Below are 16,904 nucleotides of genomic sequence, written 5' to 3'. Positions count from 1 at the left end.
CCGAACACCGATACCGTGCCAAGCTTGCTTCATGCAGCTCTCCACGGCCCCGTACGAAGAACGACTCACCGCGCCCCGCACCTGGTGGCTGGTCTCCTTCCTGGTGGGGCTGGCGTTCGCGCTGATCCTGCTGCCCTTCGGCACGCTGCCGATGCTGGGCGGCCTGGTGGGCGGGATTGCGGTGGCGGCGGTGGCGGCCAGTTCGTACGGCGCGGTCCGCATCCGGATCGTGGGCGACTCGCTGATCGCGGGCGAGGCGAAGGTGCCGCTCTCGGCACTGGGCGAGGCGGAGATCCTCGACCCTGAGGAGGCCCGCGCCTGGCGCACGTACAAGGCCGACACCCGGGCGTTCCTGCTGCTGCGCGCCTACATCCCGCGGGCCGTGCGGGTGCTGGTCACGGACCCGCAGGACCCGACTCCGTACCTGTACCTGTCGACGCGCGAGCCGGAGCGGCTGATCGAGGCCCTGAAGGCGGCGAAGGCCGCGGCCGCGTAGCGCCTGCCCGGCCGGCCGGGGTCGCGCCAGGGCCGCTCGTCGTCGGCTCCGGAGCTGAGCCGGAGCCGGAGCTGGCCGTTGCGGCACCGGCCCGTGCGACCTGTGCGACCTCGCGGGGCGGCCGCGGTCAGCGGGCGTCTTTGCCGAAGTTTTCCCCGCGGCCGAGGTGGCCGGGGCCGATGCCCTTGGTGATCTCGCCCATGTCCAGGGCGTCCTGCGGGCGTTCCAGGGCGGGGAGGTCGTCCAGGGCACTCCAGGCGACCTGGCTCTTGCGCAGGTCGGTGCGGATCCTGGCGGCCAGCTTTCTGGTGTCCCGGCGGTTCATGACGGCGCCTACGGCCGCACCCACCATGAACGGCATCAGGTTCGGCAGGTCGCGCACCATTCGCTTCATGATCTGCTGGCGCAGCTGGCGCTTCATGGGGCCGTTCATCGCCGAGCCGAGGGTCGACGGCTTGGACACGTCGACGCCGCGTTCGTCCGACCACGAGTTCAGGTACGCGGTGCTGCGCTGCGCGAGGCTGCCGGGCGGGCGCACGCCGTAGACCTCGTGGAGTTCGGCGATCAGCTTGAGCTCGATCGCCGCGACGCCGGTGATCTCGGCGGCCAGTTCCGTGGGCATCGCGGGTGGCACGGGCAGCATCGCCGCCGCTCCGATGCCCGCTCCCACGGTCGCCGTGCCCTTGGCGGCGCCGGCCACGAGCCGGTCGGCGAGCTCTTCGGGGCCGAGGCCGGGGAACTGCCTGCGCAGCGTCGCCAGGTCCCGTACGGGCACCCGGGGCGCCAGGTCGATGACCCGGTCGGCGAGGTGTGCCAGGGCGGCCCTGGCGCGGGCGCCGCCGTTGCGGACACCCTGTCCCGCCTTCTCCCGGAACGCCGCTGCCCGGCGCCGGGCAGCGGGCACCGGCGGCCGCGTGGTCGCCGGGAGGTCACTCCGGCCGGCCACGGGCTCGAGCGGGGCCTTCCCCGTATCGGTCGGGCCCCGCTCGTCACGCGCGCTGTAGGGGCCGTCGGACGGCCCTTGGTCCGCTCCTCGTCGGGAGAAACGGCGCTTCCAGGGAGGGGTCGAGCCGGTCACGGCCGACCCCTCCTCAGTCGCAGTCGCGGCAGATCGGCTGGCCGTTCTTCTCCCGGGCCAGCTGGCTGCGGTGGTGTACCAGGAAGCAGCTCATGCAGGTGAACTCGTCCTGCTGCTTCGGCAGTACACGGACGGCCAGTTCCTCGTTCGAGAGGTCGGCGCCGGGAAGTTCGAGGCCTTCCGCGGCCTCGAACTCGTCGACGTCGACGGCGGAGGCGGACTTGTCGTTCCGCCTGGCCTTCAGCTCTTCGAGGCTGTCCGAGTCGACGTCGTCGTCGGTCTTGCGTGGAGTGTCGTAATCGGTTGCCATGGTCGCTCTCCCCCTCTGGGTGTCTGCGGTGTCTTCAGCGCACGTAACGCGTGAGAGGCCGGACTTGTGCCCGACCTGAGGCGGAGATTTTGCCTCACATCAAGGTCTGTTACTCAATCGACACCCAACCGGACTCCTCATGAGTGATCGGCTTGGATGGCGATGGGGACCGTACACGGTCCGAATGCCGCACTTCAAAGGCGTCTCACCGTGTACTTCCCGTGATCAGGGCCCCTGAAAACCGGGATTTTCCCGGCTTTCCGACAGGGTGCATGATCACGGAGAGTAGAGGGCGGGAAAGCCGCCGCTGTGATCGATCACACACGCGACTCCGGGGCCAGTGGCCTGGAAATTCCGCTCAAAGCGAACATCCTCGGGTCTCGGTGCGATGTCGGGGTCATGATCTCAGACGGGCAGCGTCACCCGCATCACGAGCCCTCCGCCCTCGCGCGGCTGGGCGTAGATGTGCCCGCCGTGCGCCCGGGCCACGGACCGCGCGATGGACAGCCCGAGCCCGACACCCTTGTCGCTGCCCGTCCGCTCGGTGCGCAGCCGCCGGAACGGCTCGAAGAGGTTGTCCACCTCGTACGCCGGTACGACCGGACCCGTGTTGGTGACCACCAGGACCGCCTGGCCGTTCTCCACGGCCGTGGTGACCTCCACCCAGCCCTGTTCGGCCACGTTGTAGCGCACGGCGTTCTGGACCAGGTTCAGGGCGATCCGCTCCAGCAGGACGCCGTTGCCCTGGACCACCGCGGCCTCACGGGTACCGCGGATCTCCACGCCCTTGGCCTCGGCCTCGGCGTGCACCTGGTCGATGGCCTGGCCGGCCACCTCGGCGAGGTCCACCGGTTTGCGCTCGACGATCTGGTTGTCACTGCGGGCCAGCAGCAGCAGGCCCTCGACCAGCTGCTCGCTGCGTTCGTTGGTCGCCAGCAGCGTCTTGCCGAGCTGCTGGAGCTCCACCGGCGCGTTGGGATCGGACAGATGCACTTCCAGGAGGGTGCGGTTGATCGCCAGCGGCGTGCGCAGCTCGTGGGAGGCGTTGCCGACGAAGCGCTGCTGTGCGGTGAAGGCCCGTTGCAGCCGCTCCAGCATGTCGTCGAAGGTGTCCGCCAGCTCCTTCAGTTCGTCGTCCGGGCCGTCCAGCTCGATACGGCGGGAGAGGTCGGAGCCGGCCACCGCGCGCGCGGTGCGGGTGATCCGGCCCAGCGGCGACAGGACGCGTCCGGCCATGGCGTAGCCGAAGGCGAAGGCGATCACGGCGAGGCCGAGCAGCGCCAGCAGCGAACGGCTCAGCAGGTTGTCCAGGGCGACCTTGCGCTGGTGGTCCATGCATTCGCTGATCGCCGCGTTGAAGTCGGACAGCGACAGGTTGCCGTTGTCGACGACGGGACAGTCGCTGCTGGAGACCTTGAGGTCGGTGAAGTCGACGATCTTGTACAGCGGTTCGTTGCCGGTGCGCACCGCCTGGGCGGCGAGCAGGTAGATGATCGACAGCAGCAGGATGCCGGCGATCAGGAACATGCCGCCGTACAGCAGCGTGAGCCTTATCCGGATGGTGGGGCGCAGCCACGGCAGCGGCGTGGCCGAGCGGGGGTCCCACGTGGGCTTGGGTGGCGCCCCGGGAGGCGCGGGTGTCGTCGCCACGGCCGGTCAGATCCGGTACCCGGAGCCGGGGACGGTGACGATGACGGGCGGCTCGCCCAGCTTGCGGCGCAGGGTCATGACGGTCACGCGCACGACGTTGGTGAACGGGTCGGTGTTCTCGTCCCAGGCCTTCTCCAGCAGCTGCTCGGCGGAGACCACGGCACCCTCGCTGCGCATGAGGACCTCGAGGACGGCGAACTCCTTGGGGGCGAGCTGCACCTCCTTGCCGTCACGGAAGACCTCGCGGCGGTTGGGGTCGAGCTTGATCCCGGCGCGCTCCAGGACGGGCGGCAGGGGCACGCTGGTCCGCCGGCCCAGGGCGCGCACGCGGGCGATCAGCTCGCTGAACGCGAAGGGCTTGGGCAGATAGTCGTCGGCGCCGATCTCCAGGCCCTCGACCCGGTCACTGACGTCGCCGGAGGCCGTGAGCATGAGCACGCGCGTGGGCATGCCCAGCTCGACGATCTTGCGGCAGACGTCGTCGCCGTGCACGAGGGGGAGGTCGCGGTCGAGGACGACCACGTCGTAGTCGTTGACGCCGATGCGTTCCAGAGCGGCCGCACCGTCGTACACGACGTCGACGGCCATGGCCTCCCGGCGCAGTCCGGTGGCCACCGCATCGGCGAGCAGCTGCTCGTCCTCGACGACGAGTACGCGCACGTCGCTGTCCTTCCTGTGTCCACCCGCGTAGCGCTTCTCGGACGCACGAGGGCAGGGGGCTGGTGGGTGTGTTGCCTCCATCCTGCCCTTTTCGGCCATAAGTCGGCTGTAAGCCGGGTGAGGGGCCGGTGACGGAGAAGGCCGCGGAAACGCCGACGAAAGGTCGCGGAAGCGGGAATGCGAGATTTTCTGGCGAGGTTGAGGTTTCCGCGGAGGGGAGCTGGGGGAGGACGGCTTTACACCCCGCGATCACGCTCTGCCTGTACCGCGTTACCGCGCGGTACGCCGCGGTCCGCTTCCGCAGAGCGGGCGTGGGTGTCCGGCACCGTCGCCGCCCGGTGGGGCTGCGCTGGGCACTCCACCGGAGACGTGATCGTCCCTTCCGACCGGCACACCCCCGTGCCAACGACCCACGACCCAGGACGAGGGGGCGCAGCATGGACGCTTTCACCGCAGGACTTCTGCAGCGCATAAAGACGACCGAGTCCGACCTGTCCCGGGCCCGCGACGAGGGCGACGAGTTCCTTGTCGAGGTGGAGCTGGGCGAGCTCGACGATCTGCGCCGTCTCGCTGCCGAGCACGGTGTGGAGGTCAGCGCGACCAACGCCTGATCGGCCCGCGAAGAACGAGGCCCCGGTGGGATCCAGCACCGGGGCTTCGTCGTGCGCCTGCCGCCGAGCCGCCCGCAGCGGCGTGAGTGGCCGACTCACCGCCCCTGGGGAGCGGCACCGACGGCACTCCCCCGTGTCGCGGGCGCCCCCTCCGTTCTCCGCCGGAGGCCTACGCCCCGAAGTCCGTCAGGAGCCGCTGGAGGGGTTCGAAGACGGCCGGGGTCGCGGCGATGGTCAGGGCGCCGGTGGGGCGCTCACCGGGGCGTCCACCGGTCACGGCGCCCGCCTCACGCGCGATCAGGTCGCCCGCCGCGAGGTCCCAGGGGTGCAGCCCGCGCTCGTAGTAGCCGTCGAGGCGCCCCGCGGCCACGTCGCACAGGTCGATCGCGGCCGAGCCGCCGCGCCGGATGTCCCGTACCAGCGGGATCAGCCGCCGCGCGATCTCGGCCTGCTCCGCGCGGACGTCGGCGACGTAGTTGAAGCCGGTGGAGACCAGCGCCTGGTCCAGCGGGGCCGCGGACCGGCAGGCGAGCCTGCGTTCGCCCTCCCAGGCGCCCGTCGCCCAGGCGCCGCCGCCCAGCAGCGCATGGTAGGACTCGCCCCGCATCGGGGCCACGACCACGCCGGCCACCCGCTCGCCGTCCTGCTCGGCGGCGATGGAGACCGCCCAGGTGGGCAGGCCGTAGAGGTAGTTCACCGTGCCGTCCAGCGGGTCGATGACCCAGCGGATGCCACTGGTGCCCTCGGTGGCGGCGCCCTCCTCGCCGAGGAAGCCGTCGTCGGGGCGGCGGTCGGCGATCAGCCCGGTGATCAGCTTCTCCGCCGCGATGTCCATCTCGGTGACCACGTCGATCGGGCTGGACTTGGTGGCGGCGACCGCGAGGTCGGCCGGGCGTCCGTCCCGCAGCAGCTCGCCCGCGCGGTGGGCGGCCTCCTGGGCGATCTTCAGCAGGCCGGCATGGAGCGGATCGGGCGTCACGTCGGTCACGGGGCTCCTCACGCGTAGGGACTGTCGGCGCCCGCGGCGGCGGGCCGGGGGGCACGGGCGGGGCAGCAGCCGACCGGGCACAGGTTGTGGCTCGCGCCGAGCGCGCCGAGCGCGCAGGGCGTGACCTCCTGCCCGCGCTCGACGCCCGCCCGCTCCAGGACCAGGTCGCGGACGGCCGCGGCGAAGCGCGGGTCGGCGCCCACGGTGGCCGAGCGGCGCACCGGCAGCCCCAGCTCCTCGGCCTTGGCGGTGGCCTCCGTGTCGAGGTCGTACAGGACCTCCATGTGGTCGGAGACGAACCCGATGGGGGCCATCACCACCGCGGGGGCACCGGCCGCCTGCCGCTCCTCCAGGTGGTCACAGATGTCGGGCTCGAGCCACGGGATGTGCGGGGCGCCGGAGCGCGACTGGTAGACGAGCTGCCAGGGGTGGTCGACGCCGGTGCGCTCGCGCACGGCGTCGGCGATCAGCTGCGCCACATCCAGGTGCTGGCGCACGTACGCCCCGCCGTCACCGTGCTCCTCGGCCGGGCCGGACGTGTCGGCGGCGGAGACGGGGATCGAGTGGGTGCAGAACGCGATGTGCGCGCCGTCCCGGACCTCCTCGGGCAGCTCGGCGAGGGACCGGACGACCCCGTCGACCATGGGCTCGACGAAGCCCGGGTGGTTGAAGTAGTGCCGGAGCTTGTCGACCTGCGGCGGCTCCAGCCCCTCGGACTCCAGGGCGGCGAGGGCGTCCGCCAGGTTCTCGCGGTACTGGCGGCAGCCCGAGTAGGAGGCGTAGGCGCTGGTGGCGAGGACCAGGACGCGGCGGCGGCCGTCGCCGGCCATCTCGCGCAGGGTGTCCGTCAGGTACGGCGCCCAGTTGCGGTTGCCCCAGTAGACCGGCAGGTCCAGGCCGTGCTCGGCGAAGTCCTTGCGCAGGGCGTCCAGCAGCGCCCGGTTCTGGTCGTTGATGGGGCTGACGCCGCCGAAGAGGAAGTAGTGCTGTCCGACTTCCTTGAGGCGTTCCTTGGGGATGCCGCGCCCCCGCGTCACGTTCTCCAGGAACGGGACCACGTCGTCCGGGCCCTCCGGGCCGCCGAACGAGAGCAGGAGCAGGGCGTCGTAGGGGCTGGCATCGAGCACGTCTGGCATGCCTCGATCCTGCCATCCGGCACTGACAGCGAGGAAACGGTGGGGTACCGACCGTGCGTTTCACCAGGTCCGAGGGGGTGTTTCCGAACATGGGGGCGAGTAATCTGTATCGACTGCATTCGCACCTTACGACGCCGTAACCGAGCCGCTTCCGGAGACCTCGTTGGCCAGCCCCTACCGCGCCCTGTTCGCCCTCCCCGGCACCAAGGGCTTCTCCGCCGCGGGTTTTCTCGGCCGGATGCCGCTGTCGATGATGGGCATCGGCGTGGTGACGATGATCTCGCAGCTCACCGGGCGGTACGGACTGGCCGGGGCCCTGTCGGCCACCATCGCGCTCGCCGCCGCCGTGGCCGGACCGCAGGTCTCCCGCCTGGTGGACCGGTACGGGCAGCGCCGGGTGCTGCGCCCTGCGACGTTGGTGTCGCTGACGGCGGCGGCGGTGCTGCTGCCCGCCGCGCACTACGGGTGGCCGGACTGGGTGCTGTTCGTGGCCTGCGTCGGCATCGGCTGTGTGCCGAGCCTCGGGGCGATGGTCCGGGCCCGCTGGGCGGCCCTGTACCGGGGCACGCCGCACCTGCACACCGCGTACTCCTTCGAGTCCGTGGTCGACGAGGTCTGCTTCATCTTCGGCCCCATCATCTCCATCGGCCTGTCCACGGCCTGGTTCCCGGAGGCCGGGCCGCTGCTCGCCGCCTGCTTCCTGGCGGCCGGCGTCTTCTGGCTGACCTCGCAGCGCGACACCGAGCCGGAACCGCACCCGCGTGAGCGCAAGGACGGCGGCACGGCACTGCGCTCGCGCGGGCTCCAGGTCCTGGTCGGCACGTTCGCGGCCACGGGGACGATCTTCGGGGCCATCGACGTCGTCACCGTGGCGTTCGCCGAGGAGGAGGGGCACAAGGCCGCCGCCAGCCTCGTCCTCGCCCTCTACGCGGCGGGATCGTGCACGGCGGCCATGGTCTTCGGGCTGCTGCGCTTCGCCGGACCGCCGGAACGCCGCTGGCTCCTGGGCGTGTGTGCGATGGCCGTGAGTATGATCCCCCTCCTACTGGTCGGAAACTTGCCGTTTCTGGCCGCGGCGCTGTTCGTTGCGGGTCTGTCCATCGCTCCCACGATGATCACGACGATGTCCCTCATCGAAGAGCACGTACCACGCACGCAGCTCACCGAGGGCATGACCTGGGTGAGCACCGGACTCGCGGTCGGAGTCGCCCTCGGCTCCTCCGCGGGCGGCTGGGTGATCGACGCTTCCGGGGCGCGTGCCGGATACGGGGTTCCGGCGGTGGCCGGAGCCGTCGCGGTCGCGGTCGGTTTCCTCGGGTACCGCCGGCTCAAGCGGCCGGAACCGCGTCGGGGAGGGACCGTTGAGCAGCACACGCACGGCGAGCGGCAGGACGAGCGGCCGGAACGGCACATGGCGTAACTGGGGCGGCAACGTCTCGTCGCGTCCCGCGCGGGAGGTCACTCCCGCCTCCGTCGACGAACTGGCCGGCGCCGTCCGCCGGGCGGCCGAGGACGGGCAGCGGGTCAAGGCGGTCGGCACCGGGCACTCGTTCACGTCGATAGCCGCGACGGACGGTGTGTTGATCCGCCCTCAACTGTTGACGGGCATCCGCGGCATCGACCGGGACGCCATGACGGTCACGGTCGAGGCCGGCACCCCGCTCAAGAGGCTCAACATGGCGCTCGCACGTGAAGGCCTGTCGCTGACCAACATGGGCGACATCATGGAGCAGACCGTCGCCGGGGCCACCAGCACCGGCACCCACGGCACGGGCCGCGACTCGGCCTCGATCGCCGCCCAGATACGGGGCCTGGAACTGGTCACGGCGGACGGCTCGGTGCTGACCTGCTCCGCGGACGAGAACCCCGAGGTGTTCGCCGCGGCCCGGATCGGCCTGGGGGCACTGGGCGTCGTCACCGCGATCACCTTCGCCGTGGAGCCGATCTTCCTGCTCACGGCCCGCGAGGAGCCGATGCCGTTCGACCGTGTCCTGGCCGACTTCGACGAACTGTGGTCGGAGAACGAGCACTTCGAGTTCTACTGGTTCCCGCACACCGGCAGCACCAACACCAAGCGCAACAACCGCAGCGCCGGTCCCGAGCGGCCGGTGGGCCGGTTCCAGGGCTGGCTGGACGACGAGTTCCTCTCCAACGGCCTCTTCCAGGCGGTCAACTGGGTCGGCCGAGCGGCGCCCGGCACCATCCCGGCGATCGCCCGGGTCTCCAGCAGGGCGCTCTCCGCGCGGACGTACACGGACACTCCCTACAAGGTCTTCACATCCCCGCGCCGGGTGCGGTTCGTGGAGATGGAGTACGCCGTTCCACGCGGGGCCGTCGTCGAGGCGCTGCGCGAGTTGAGGGCGATGATCGACCGGTCACGGCTGCGGATCAGCTTCCCGGTCGAGGTGCGCACGGCCCCGGCCGACGACATCACGCTGTCCACCGCGTCGGGCCGCGACAGCGCGTACATCGCCGTGCACATGTTCCGGGGAACGCCCTACCAGGCGTACTTCACCGCCGCCGAGCGCATCTTCACGGCGCACGAGGGCCGGCCGCACTGGGGCAAGGTGCACACCCGGGACGCCGAGTACTTCTCCCGGGTGTATCCGCGCTTCGGCGAGTTCACGGCGCTGCGGGACCGTCTTGACCCGGAGCGTCTGTTCCAGAACGACTACTTGCGCCGGGTTCTGGGGCCGTAGCCGAGGTGTCCGGGTCGGGGGTCCCGGTGTCACCGGCCCCGTCATCACCGGTGGCGTCCGGGGCGGGGGCCTGGCTGGACGCCGTACCGCCGTCCTCGGTGGAGCCGCCGTCGGGCGAGGTGCCGTCGCCGGTTCCGTCCGGGGTTCCGGAAGGGGTGGCGGACGGGGTGTCGTTCCCGGAACCGGAGTTCTTGGCGTCACCTGGGTCACCGGAGCCGCCCGGGTCCCGGCCGTCCCGCGTGCTCCCGGAGTCGTCGGAGTCGTCGGAGTCGCCCGGCTCCCCGGAATCGGCCGCGGACTTGTTGTGCCCCGTGAAGGCGCTGCCGACGGTGGTGCTGTGGCCGCCGCTCAGGTTCTGGCCGGAGGCGACCTCGTAGACGGTGATCCCGGCCATGGTGACGCCGAAGACGAGGGCCGCCGCGACCAACGGGCGGCGCCAGCCCCTGGTCCGCGCGCGGTAGACGGTGCCTGCGGTGAACTCGCCCGAAGCCGAAGCCGCACCCGACGCCGCCGCGGGAACCGAACCGGAGGCGGAGGCGGAGGCCCCGGTGAGCGTGGCCGGCACCGACGCGGTCGGCACGCCGGCGACGGTGCGCTTCACCCGGATCTGCTCCCCGGTGCGCTTGAAGAAGTGCTGGAGCACCGAGCCCCCGCAGGTGGCGACGACGCTGATCAGACCGGCACCGGCGATCGTGCCGTAGACACCGAAGGAGGAGGCGAGTTTGGCGGCCACCACCGCGGCCAGGGCGCTGCCCGCGACCTGGGGCACGCTCAGGTCGATTCGCCTGGACTCCCCCTTCGAACCCACGTCCGCCTCACCCGTGCCCTCGGACCTTTCACGCATTGTCGGACCTTGCCTGCCTTTCCCGTACGGGATCGATCAACTGCACGAGAAAGGGACGTGCGGCCGAAACCATTAGTTCCGTTTCTGGTGATTGCGTGAAGTACGCCACGTCCAAGATCGCGGAAATCGCACCGGGGACGGCCGAGCGTCACCTCTTGCCAGAAGTTGGGCGGCGTGCCAATCCACGCACGTGGCCCGAATGGAGTACTGTTGCGAGCCCTGGAGCTGGTCTCCCGAGCGGGGGTCCGGCACCTTGAAGGACCGCCGGGAGGGGGCTAGTTGCACAGGGTGACCGAGTTGGTCACTTAGCGTTGCGAATAGGTAACCGTGCCATAACGGCGATCCAGGGCCCGTGCCCGACACGCCGGGCAACTCGGCAAGGTTGTGGCAGGCTGCACCCGGGCAGGCCACACTCGACAGAGCGGAAGCAGCGACGCACGTGACGTCGGCAGGCACCACCCGGGAGGTCCCCATGCCCGAACTGCGTGTCGTGGCCGTCTCGAATGACGGCACACGGCTGGTGCTGAAGGCTGCGGACAGCACGGAGTACACGCTTCCGATCGACGAGCGGCTCCGGGCCGCCGTGCGCGGCGACCGTCCCCGCCTCGGCCAGATCGAGATCGAGGTGGAGAGCCATCTCCGCCCCCGCGACATCCAGGCGCGCATACGTGCCGGCGCGACCGCGGAAGAGGTCGCCCAGATGGCCGGCATCCCCGTCGATCGCGTACGGCGCTTCGAGGGCCCCGTGCTGGCCGAGCGCGCCTTCATGGCGGAGCGGGCTCGCAAGACCCCCGTCCGCCGTCCCGGCGAGAACTCCGGTCCGCCCCTCGGCGAGGCCGTCCAGGAGCGGCTGCTGCTGCGCGGCGCCGACAAGGACACCGTCCAGTGGGACTCCTGGCGCCGCGACGACGGCACCTGGGAAGTGCTGCTGGTCTACCTGGTCGCGGGTGAACCGCACTCGGCGAGCTGGACGTACGACCCGCCCCGGCGGCTCGTCCAGGCCGTGGACGCGGAGGCACGCGCGCTGATCGGCGAGTCCGACGACCTCGCCGCGCCCGAGCCGAGCTTCCCGTTCGTGCCGCGCATCGCCCGGCTGCCGCGCGACCGGCCGCTGGACCGCACCCTCGACCGGGAACAGCGGGAGCGGCCGAGCCTGCCCCCGCCGCCGTCCGAGCCGGCCGACGACACCGCGGCCACCGCCTCGTCCGAACGCGAACGCGACTCGCTCACCAGCCTGCTGGAGGCCGTACCGAGCTTCCGCGGTGACCTGGTGGTTCCCGAGCGCGCTCCGGAACCGGTGGAGGAGCCCGTCGAGGAGCCCGAGGTGGAGGAGCCTCCCGCCCCCGCGGCGTCGGCCGGTTCGGCCTACGCCGACGTGCTCATGCCGCGCTCGGTGGCCAGCCACCGCGACCGCCTGACCGGTTCCACCGACCGTCAGGCCGAGGCGGACGGCGTCCGGCCGGGCCGCCGCGCGGCGGTGCCGAGCTGGGATGAGATCGTGTTCGGCACGCGGCGCAAGAAGCAGGAGTAGCCGAGCCTCGCCGAAGTGACGTGACGAGGGCGGGGCCGCACCCGGGTGGGTGCGGCCCCGCCCTCGTCACGTCGGCCCACGGTGGGTCCGGCCCGCGGCACGGCCCGCCCCGGGAACGGCCCGCGTGCGGCGATGCCCCGGCGAGGGTGCGGGCCGGTCCTCGCCACCGCACCGGCCCTGCTCGCGGGCGCGGCCCTCTTGCGGGGCCGCCCTTCGCACACAGGGCGGCCTTTCAGCACGGCGGCGCGGGCCAACCCGTGCGAAGCCGCCACCCGCGCCCGGCGCGGCGCCCTGTTGCGGGACGGGCCCCACGCGGCGCCCTGTTGCGGGACGGGCCCCACGCGGCGCGCTACTGCGGGACGGGCCCCACGCGGCGCGCTACTGCGGGTCGGGCCCCACCGCGACCGGCCGGGCCGGGTCCGAGGACCACTCGGACCACGAACCCACGTACAACGCCGCCGGAATCCCCGCCACGGCCAGCGCGAGCACCTCGTGGGCAGCCGACACGCCCGAGCCGCAGTACACACCGACCGCGCCGTCCTCCGTGGCGCCCAGCGCCTTGAAGCGTGCCCGGAGTTCCTCGGCGGGCAGGAAGCGCCCGTCCGGGGCCACGTTGTCGGCCGTCGGCGCGGACACGGCGCCCGGGATGTGGCCGCCGACCGGATCGATCGGCTCGACCTCGCCCCGGTAACGCTCCCCCGCGCGGGCGTCGAACAGCACACCGGACCGGGCCAGCGCGGCGGCCCCGTCCGCGTCCAGCAGCCCCGGCGCGTCCGGCGACGGCGTGAAGTCGCCCTCCGCGGGCGTCGGGACGTCCGTCGACAGCGGCGCCTCCCAGGCCGGCAATCCGCCGTCGAGGACCCGCACGTTCGGGTGACCCGTCCAGCGCAGCAGCCACCAGGCGCGGGCCGCCGCCCACCCCTGCCCGCCGTCGTAGACGACGACCGGCCGCTCCCGCGACACGCCCGCCCGGCGCATCGCCGCACCGAACTCCCCGACGTCGGGCAGCGGGTGCCGACCGTTCACACCGGGCGCGGAGGCCAGCTCCCGGTCCAGGTCGACATAGACGGCGCCGGGAAGGTGCCCGGCCGCGTACTCGGCGCGGCCGTCGAACGGCGGGGCCCCGGCCGCCTTCGCCGTGCTCAGTTGCCAGCGGACGTCGAGCAGAACGGGCGGGCTGGCGCCGGCCAGTTCGTCGGCGAGTCCGGATGCGGAGATGATGGCGTTCATGGCCCCATCCTGGCGTACCGAGTGGCCGAGGCGTCGATGTCGGGCTACTCTGCCCGCCGGACAGTACCGATCACGAGGCGTACCGGTTCGGGCACATGCTGTACTGCCCGGGCCTGCGGACTGCCCCACGAGCGACACCACGCCCGAAGCTCGCACCGAAGCACGCGCCGGAACCCGGCGCCGGTATCGGTGCCGGGGCCCGTCGGAGCGGAAGCGGACGCACGGCCCACGGAGGGCCGAGAAGAGGGTGACGATGACCGACGCACGGGGATCGGACAGCCGGATCGGCGAGACGAACGCCCGGCGCGCGCCCGGCACACCCTGCTGGGTGAGTCTGATGGTGCACGGACCGGCCGCCATCCACGACTTCTACGGCGCCCTGTTCGGCTGGGAGTTCCGGCCCGGCCCCCAGCAACTGGGCCCCTACGCGCGGGCCCTGCTCGACGGGCGGGAGGTGGCCGGCATCGGGCAGCTGCCCCCGGACCGGCAACTGCCCACCGCATGGACGCCCTACTTCGCCTCCGACGACGTCAACGTGACGGCCGAAACGGTGCGCCTGTGCGGTGGCACGGTCGGCGTCGGCCCCCTGGACGCGGGCGAGGCAGGCCGCATGGCCCTCGGCTCCGACCCCACCGGTGCCGTCTTCGGCGTCTGGCAGGCTGCCGCGCACCTGGGCACGGCCATCGCCGGAGTCCCCGGCACACCGGCGTGGAACGAGCTGCTGACGTACGAGACGGCGGGCGTCGCCAAGTTCTACGAGACCGTCTTCGGCTTCGAACTGGTCCCGGAGCCCTCCACCGGCCGCGACTACGTCACCCTGTGCCTCGGCGGCCGCCCCGTCGCCGGCATCCACGGCGTCGGCGACGCCCTGCCGCGCGAGCGGGGGCCGCACTGGGTGACGTACTTCGAAGTGGCCGACACGGACGAGTCCGTGGCACGCCTCGTCGATCTGGGCGGGCACGTCCTCACCCCGGCCCACGACACGCCCCACGGCCGGGCGGCGACGGTGGCGGATCCGGAGGGGGCGCGGTTCACGCTGCTGCGCGGCGAACGGTGAGCAGGACGGGCCGGGGCGACACTCCACCCGAGGGTCGTACCGCCCAGGTCAGTCGGCGGTGACCGGCAGGACGTCCGGCGACAGCGCCGCCGCCCCCGACGTCGCGCTCGTCATCCGTCTGCGGTGGTGGCGGCGGCACAGCACCTCGTAGCCGATCTCGTCCGGAGAGTGGGCGACGTCACCGACGACCACCTGGGCGCCCTCGACGACCATGACGCCGCCGACGGTGCGGGCGTTGTGCGTGGCGCGGGCGCCGCACCAGCACAGAGCCTCGACCTGGAGCACCTCGACGCGGTCGGCGAGTTCCACCAGCCGCTGGGAGCCGGGGAAGAGCTTGGAGCGGAAGTCGGTGGTGATGCCGAAGGCGTACACGTCGACCTCGAGGTCGTCGACCACGCGCGCGAGTTGGTCGATCTGGTCCGGCGCGAGGAACTGCGCCTCGTCCGCGATCACGTAGTCCACCCGGCCGCCCTGCGAGAGGTGGTCGACGACGTGGGCGTACAGGTCCTGGCCGTCCGCGACCTCGACAGCGTCGGTGACGAGACCGAGGCGGGAGGAGAGCTTGCCCTCGCCCGCGCGGTCGTCGCGGGTGAAGATCATGCCTGCCAGTCCGCGCGCCGAGCGGTTGTGCTCGATCTGGAGAGCCAGTGTCGACTTCCCGCAGTCCATCGTTCCGGAGAAGAACACCAGCTCGGGCATGAGGGGTTGGGCACCTTTCGGCGGAGGAGGGGCTTGCGGAGGGTCAGGAGCGTACTTCGAGCAGCGGGACGAGCTGCTCGGCCGGGGTCATCGAACCGTGGTTGCCGACCATCGCCGACTCCTTGGGCTCGCGCTCGGAGGCGATGAGCAGCACGTCGTCGCGCGCCGCGGCGACCACGTCGCCGATGCGGCCGTGGACCCGGTCGTCGACGCGGGGCCCGAACCAGCCCGCCGCGATCGCCTCGTCCCGCGAGGCGACCCAGAACTGCTCGCCGAGCACCTCGCGCCAGCAGGTCAGCACGTCGTTGTGGGCGCCGGGGACGGCGTAGACGTGGCGGGCGCGGCCCTCGCCGCCGAGGAGGGCGACGCCCGCCTTCAGCTCCCAGTCCTCGTCGAAGTCGATGCGGTGCTCCTCGTCGAAGGGCACGTCGACCATGCCGTGGTCGGCGGTGACGTACAGCGCGCTGCGCGGCGGCAGCTGCTCGGCGAGGCGCTGGACGAGCCGGTCGACGTGCGCGAGCCGGCCGCGCCAGGTGTCGGAGTCGACGCCGAAGCGGTGGCCCGCGCCGTCGACCTCGGCGTAGTACGTGTAGACGAGGGCGCGGTCGGCGCCGGCCAGCTGCTCGGCGGCGCAGTCCATCCGGTCCTCGCCGGACAGGCGTCCGTGGAACTGGCCGCCGCTGAGCGCGACCTTCGTCAGCGGGGTGTTCGCGAAGGTGGGCGAGGAGACCTGGGCAGCGTGCACACCGGCGTCGTGGGCGAGGCTGAAGACGGTCGGATACGGCTGCCAGGGGCCCGGCGCGGTCCACGGCTGCCAGCGCAGCTGGTTCATCAGGGCGCCGGTCGCGGGATCGCGCACCGTGTAACCGGGCAGGCCGTGGGCGCCCGGCGGCAGACCGGTGCCGACGGAGGCGAGCGAGGTCGCCGTGGTCGCCGGGTAGCCGGCGGTGATCGGGCGTCCGGTGCCGCCGCGCGAGCTGCCCAGCAGCGAGCTGAGGAAGGGGGCGTCGTCCGGATGCGCGCGCAGTTGCTCCCAGCCGAGGCCGTCGATCAGGAAGACGCAGTTGCGGTCGGCGGGGGTCAGTTCGGTGATCCCCGCGGTCATGCCGGGGACGCCGAGGCCGGCGGCCAGCGTGGGCAGCAGATCGGCGAGGGAGCCCGTGCCGTACTCGGGTACGGGGGCGGAGTCGACGGGGAGCGGTTCCGGGTGGGTGTCCCAGGCGGTGTGCTGCACCATCAGCGGGCGGAGTCCGCGGTCGCCTCGGAGAGGGCCTGGGCGAAGGCGAGCGCCTGGCGCACCGTCTCGGGGCCGTCCCCGGCCTCGCTGACGCGCAGACTGAGGTCGTCGGCCGTCGAGCTGCCCGTGTAGCCGTGGTCGGCCTCGCAGTTGGGGTCACCGCAGGCGGCGGGCTCCAGGTCGAGCCGGGAGACGGCGCCCCAGCCGATGGTCAGCACGATCTCGCGGGGCAGTGTGCCCGGCTTGTACTGCTCCGGGTTGGCGACGACGCGGCTGACGACGATGGACGAGATCCGGCCGAGCTTGACGGACTCCGTGGACGTCGTGGCGTACGGCGTCGGGGAGGTGTCGTCGGCGGCCTGCTCGTCGGTGTGGCTGACGATGAACCGGTTGCCGGTGAGGACCAGCACGGTCACGTGCCGGCGCACCTCGTTCTGGTCGAACGTCGTCTCCTGATGGACCAGGTACGACCGCACGGGCTCGCCGCCCACGGCGGCTTCCACCGCCTCGGCCACGAGGGCCGGGTAGTAGCCGCTGCGCTCGATCGCCGCTCGCAGCCCCTGGGTCGTCGTACTGGTCTTGGCCATGCCGTCCATCCTACGGGGACCCACTGACTGCGGGAGACGCTCCCGCGGTACCCGCCCCGAGCTGTCCCGGCACGGGCCGGGGCGGGCACGG

Annotated in this window: 17 protein-coding genes; 6 read left to right on the top strand and 11 right to left on the bottom strand. The window is 72.3% G+C overall.

Annotated features, from left to right (window positions below; translation table 11 throughout):
- The first annotated feature begins 31 nt into the window (after positions 1 to 31).
- Positions 32 to 496: a DUF3093 domain-containing protein gene (locus tag ACZ6IM_RS30005; RefSeq protein WP_052840060.1), complete on the top strand. Its 465-nt coding sequence runs from the start codon at positions 32 to 34 to the stop codon at positions 494 to 496.
- A gap of 127 nt (positions 497 to 623) precedes the next feature.
- Here ACZ6IM_RS30005 and ACZ6IM_RS30000 read toward each other — a convergent pair whose 3' ends face one another.
- From ACZ6IM_RS30000 to ACZ6IM_RS29985, 4 genes are all read right to left on the bottom strand, one after another.
- Positions 624 to 1,574 (bottom strand): hypothetical protein, encoded by a 951-nt coding sequence (locus tag ACZ6IM_RS30000; RefSeq protein WP_052840061.1) that lies wholly within the window; start codon positions 1,572 to 1,574, stop codon positions 624 to 626.
- Between the two features lie 13 nt (positions 1,575 to 1,587).
- Entirely contained in the window at positions 1,588 to 1,884 is a 297-nt protein-coding gene (locus ACZ6IM_RS29995) for a DUF4193 domain-containing protein (protein WP_003993510.1), read from the bottom strand.
- Positions 1,885 to 2,289: 405 nt separating this feature from the next.
- The gene (locus ACZ6IM_RS29990; RefSeq protein WP_052840062.1) at positions 2,290 to 3,534 is read right to left on the bottom strand and encodes a sensor histidine kinase; all 1,245 of its coding nucleotides are present in this window, start codon (positions 3,532 to 3,534) and stop codon (positions 2,290 to 2,292) included.
- A gap of 6 nt (positions 3,535 to 3,540) precedes the next feature.
- Positions 3,541 to 4,194, bottom strand: coding sequence for a response regulator transcription factor (locus ACZ6IM_RS29985; protein ID WP_003993508.1), 654 nt, complete (start codon positions 4,192 to 4,194; stop codon positions 3,541 to 3,543).
- A gap of 437 nt (positions 4,195 to 4,631) precedes the next feature.
- Between ACZ6IM_RS29985 and ACZ6IM_RS29980 the strand changes: the two genes are divergently transcribed.
- On the top strand, positions 4,632 to 4,805 hold the full coding sequence (locus ACZ6IM_RS29980; RefSeq protein WP_007387792.1) for a hypothetical protein: 174 nt from the start codon (positions 4,632 to 4,634) through the stop codon (positions 4,803 to 4,805).
- A gap of 169 nt (positions 4,806 to 4,974) precedes the next feature.
- On the opposite strand, the gene ACZ6IM_RS29975 is transcribed toward ACZ6IM_RS29980, so the two are convergent.
- Together ACZ6IM_RS29975 and ACZ6IM_RS29970 are read right to left on the bottom strand one after the other, a co-directional pair.
- Positions 4,975 to 5,793 (bottom strand): inositol monophosphatase family protein, encoded by an 819-nt coding sequence (locus ACZ6IM_RS29975; RefSeq protein ID WP_469560669.1) that lies wholly within the window; start codon positions 5,791 to 5,793, stop codon positions 4,975 to 4,977.
- 8 nt (positions 5,794 to 5,801) lie between these two features.
- Complete coding sequence (locus tag ACZ6IM_RS29970) at positions 5,802 to 6,929, bottom strand: ferrochelatase (protein WP_052840064.1); 1,128 nt, start codon at positions 6,927 to 6,929, stop codon at positions 5,802 to 5,804.
- Between the two features lie 163 nt (positions 6,930 to 7,092).
- Between ACZ6IM_RS29970 and ACZ6IM_RS29965 the strand changes: the two genes are divergently transcribed.
- Positions 7,093 to 8,349 (top strand): MFS transporter, encoded by a 1,257-nt coding sequence (locus ACZ6IM_RS29965; protein ID WP_469560666.1) that lies wholly within the window; start codon positions 7,093 to 7,095, stop codon positions 8,347 to 8,349.
- The gene (locus ACZ6IM_RS29960; RefSeq protein ID WP_052840066.1) at positions 8,291 to 9,628 is read left to right on the top strand and encodes a D-arabinono-1,4-lactone oxidase; all 1,338 of its coding nucleotides are present in this window, start codon (positions 8,291 to 8,293) and stop codon (positions 9,626 to 9,628) included. The genes ACZ6IM_RS29965 and ACZ6IM_RS29960 overlap by 59 nt, the downstream gene beginning before the upstream one ends.
- Here ACZ6IM_RS29960 and ACZ6IM_RS29955 read toward each other — a convergent pair.
- Positions 9,552 to 10,472 (bottom strand): hypothetical protein, encoded by a 921-nt coding sequence (locus tag ACZ6IM_RS29955; protein WP_052840067.1) that lies wholly within the window; start codon positions 10,470 to 10,472, stop codon positions 9,552 to 9,554. The two genes, ACZ6IM_RS29960 and ACZ6IM_RS29955, sit on opposite strands and share 77 nt — an antisense overlap.
- Before the next feature lie 472 nt (positions 10,473 to 10,944).
- Here ACZ6IM_RS29955 and sepH point away from each other — a divergent pair, with 472 nt between their 5' ends.
- Positions 10,945 to 12,003, top strand: coding sequence for a septation protein SepH (gene sepH, locus ACZ6IM_RS29950; protein WP_469560662.1), 1,059 nt, complete (start codon positions 10,945 to 10,947; stop codon positions 12,001 to 12,003).
- Between the two features lie 378 nt (positions 12,004 to 12,381).
- On the opposite strand, the gene ACZ6IM_RS29945 is transcribed toward sepH, so the two are convergent.
- A complete protein-coding gene (locus ACZ6IM_RS29945; protein WP_052840069.1) occupies positions 12,382 to 13,233 on the bottom strand; it encodes a sulfurtransferase in 852 nt (283 codons plus the stop codon).
- A gap of 253 nt (positions 13,234 to 13,486) precedes the next feature.
- Here ACZ6IM_RS29945 and ACZ6IM_RS29940 point away from each other — a divergent pair, with 253 nt between their 5' ends.
- Complete coding sequence (locus tag ACZ6IM_RS29940; RefSeq protein ID WP_052840070.1) at positions 13,487 to 14,290, top strand: VOC family protein; 804 nt, start codon at positions 13,487 to 13,489, stop codon at positions 14,288 to 14,290.
- A gap of 48 nt (positions 14,291 to 14,338) precedes the next feature.
- On the opposite strand, the gene ACZ6IM_RS29935 is transcribed toward ACZ6IM_RS29940, so the two are convergent.
- From ACZ6IM_RS29935 to ACZ6IM_RS29925, 3 genes are read right to left on the bottom strand one after another with little or no spacing between them, the layout of a single operon-like run.
- Entirely contained in the window at positions 14,339 to 14,989 is a 651-nt protein-coding gene (locus ACZ6IM_RS29935) for a thymidine kinase (protein WP_052840071.1), read from the bottom strand.
- 43 nt (positions 14,990 to 15,032) lie between these two features.
- The gene (locus ACZ6IM_RS29930) at positions 15,033 to 16,226 is read right to left on the bottom strand and encodes an alkaline phosphatase family protein (RefSeq protein WP_052840072.1); all 1,194 of its coding nucleotides are present in this window, start codon (positions 16,224 to 16,226) and stop codon (positions 15,033 to 15,035) included.
- Positions 16,226 to 16,822 (bottom strand): DUF5998 family protein, encoded by a 597-nt coding sequence (locus ACZ6IM_RS29925; RefSeq protein WP_042825364.1) that lies wholly within the window; start codon positions 16,820 to 16,822, stop codon positions 16,226 to 16,228. The genes ACZ6IM_RS29930 and ACZ6IM_RS29925 overlap by 1 nt, the downstream gene beginning before the upstream one ends.
- Positions 16,823 to 16,904: the final 82 nt, after the last annotated feature.

Source organism: Streptomyces sp. NPDC042336 (assembly GCF_055581985.1).
The sequence above is the reverse complement of the archived record's forward strand: the minus strand, read 5'-3'. Positions and strand labels throughout refer to the sequence as shown.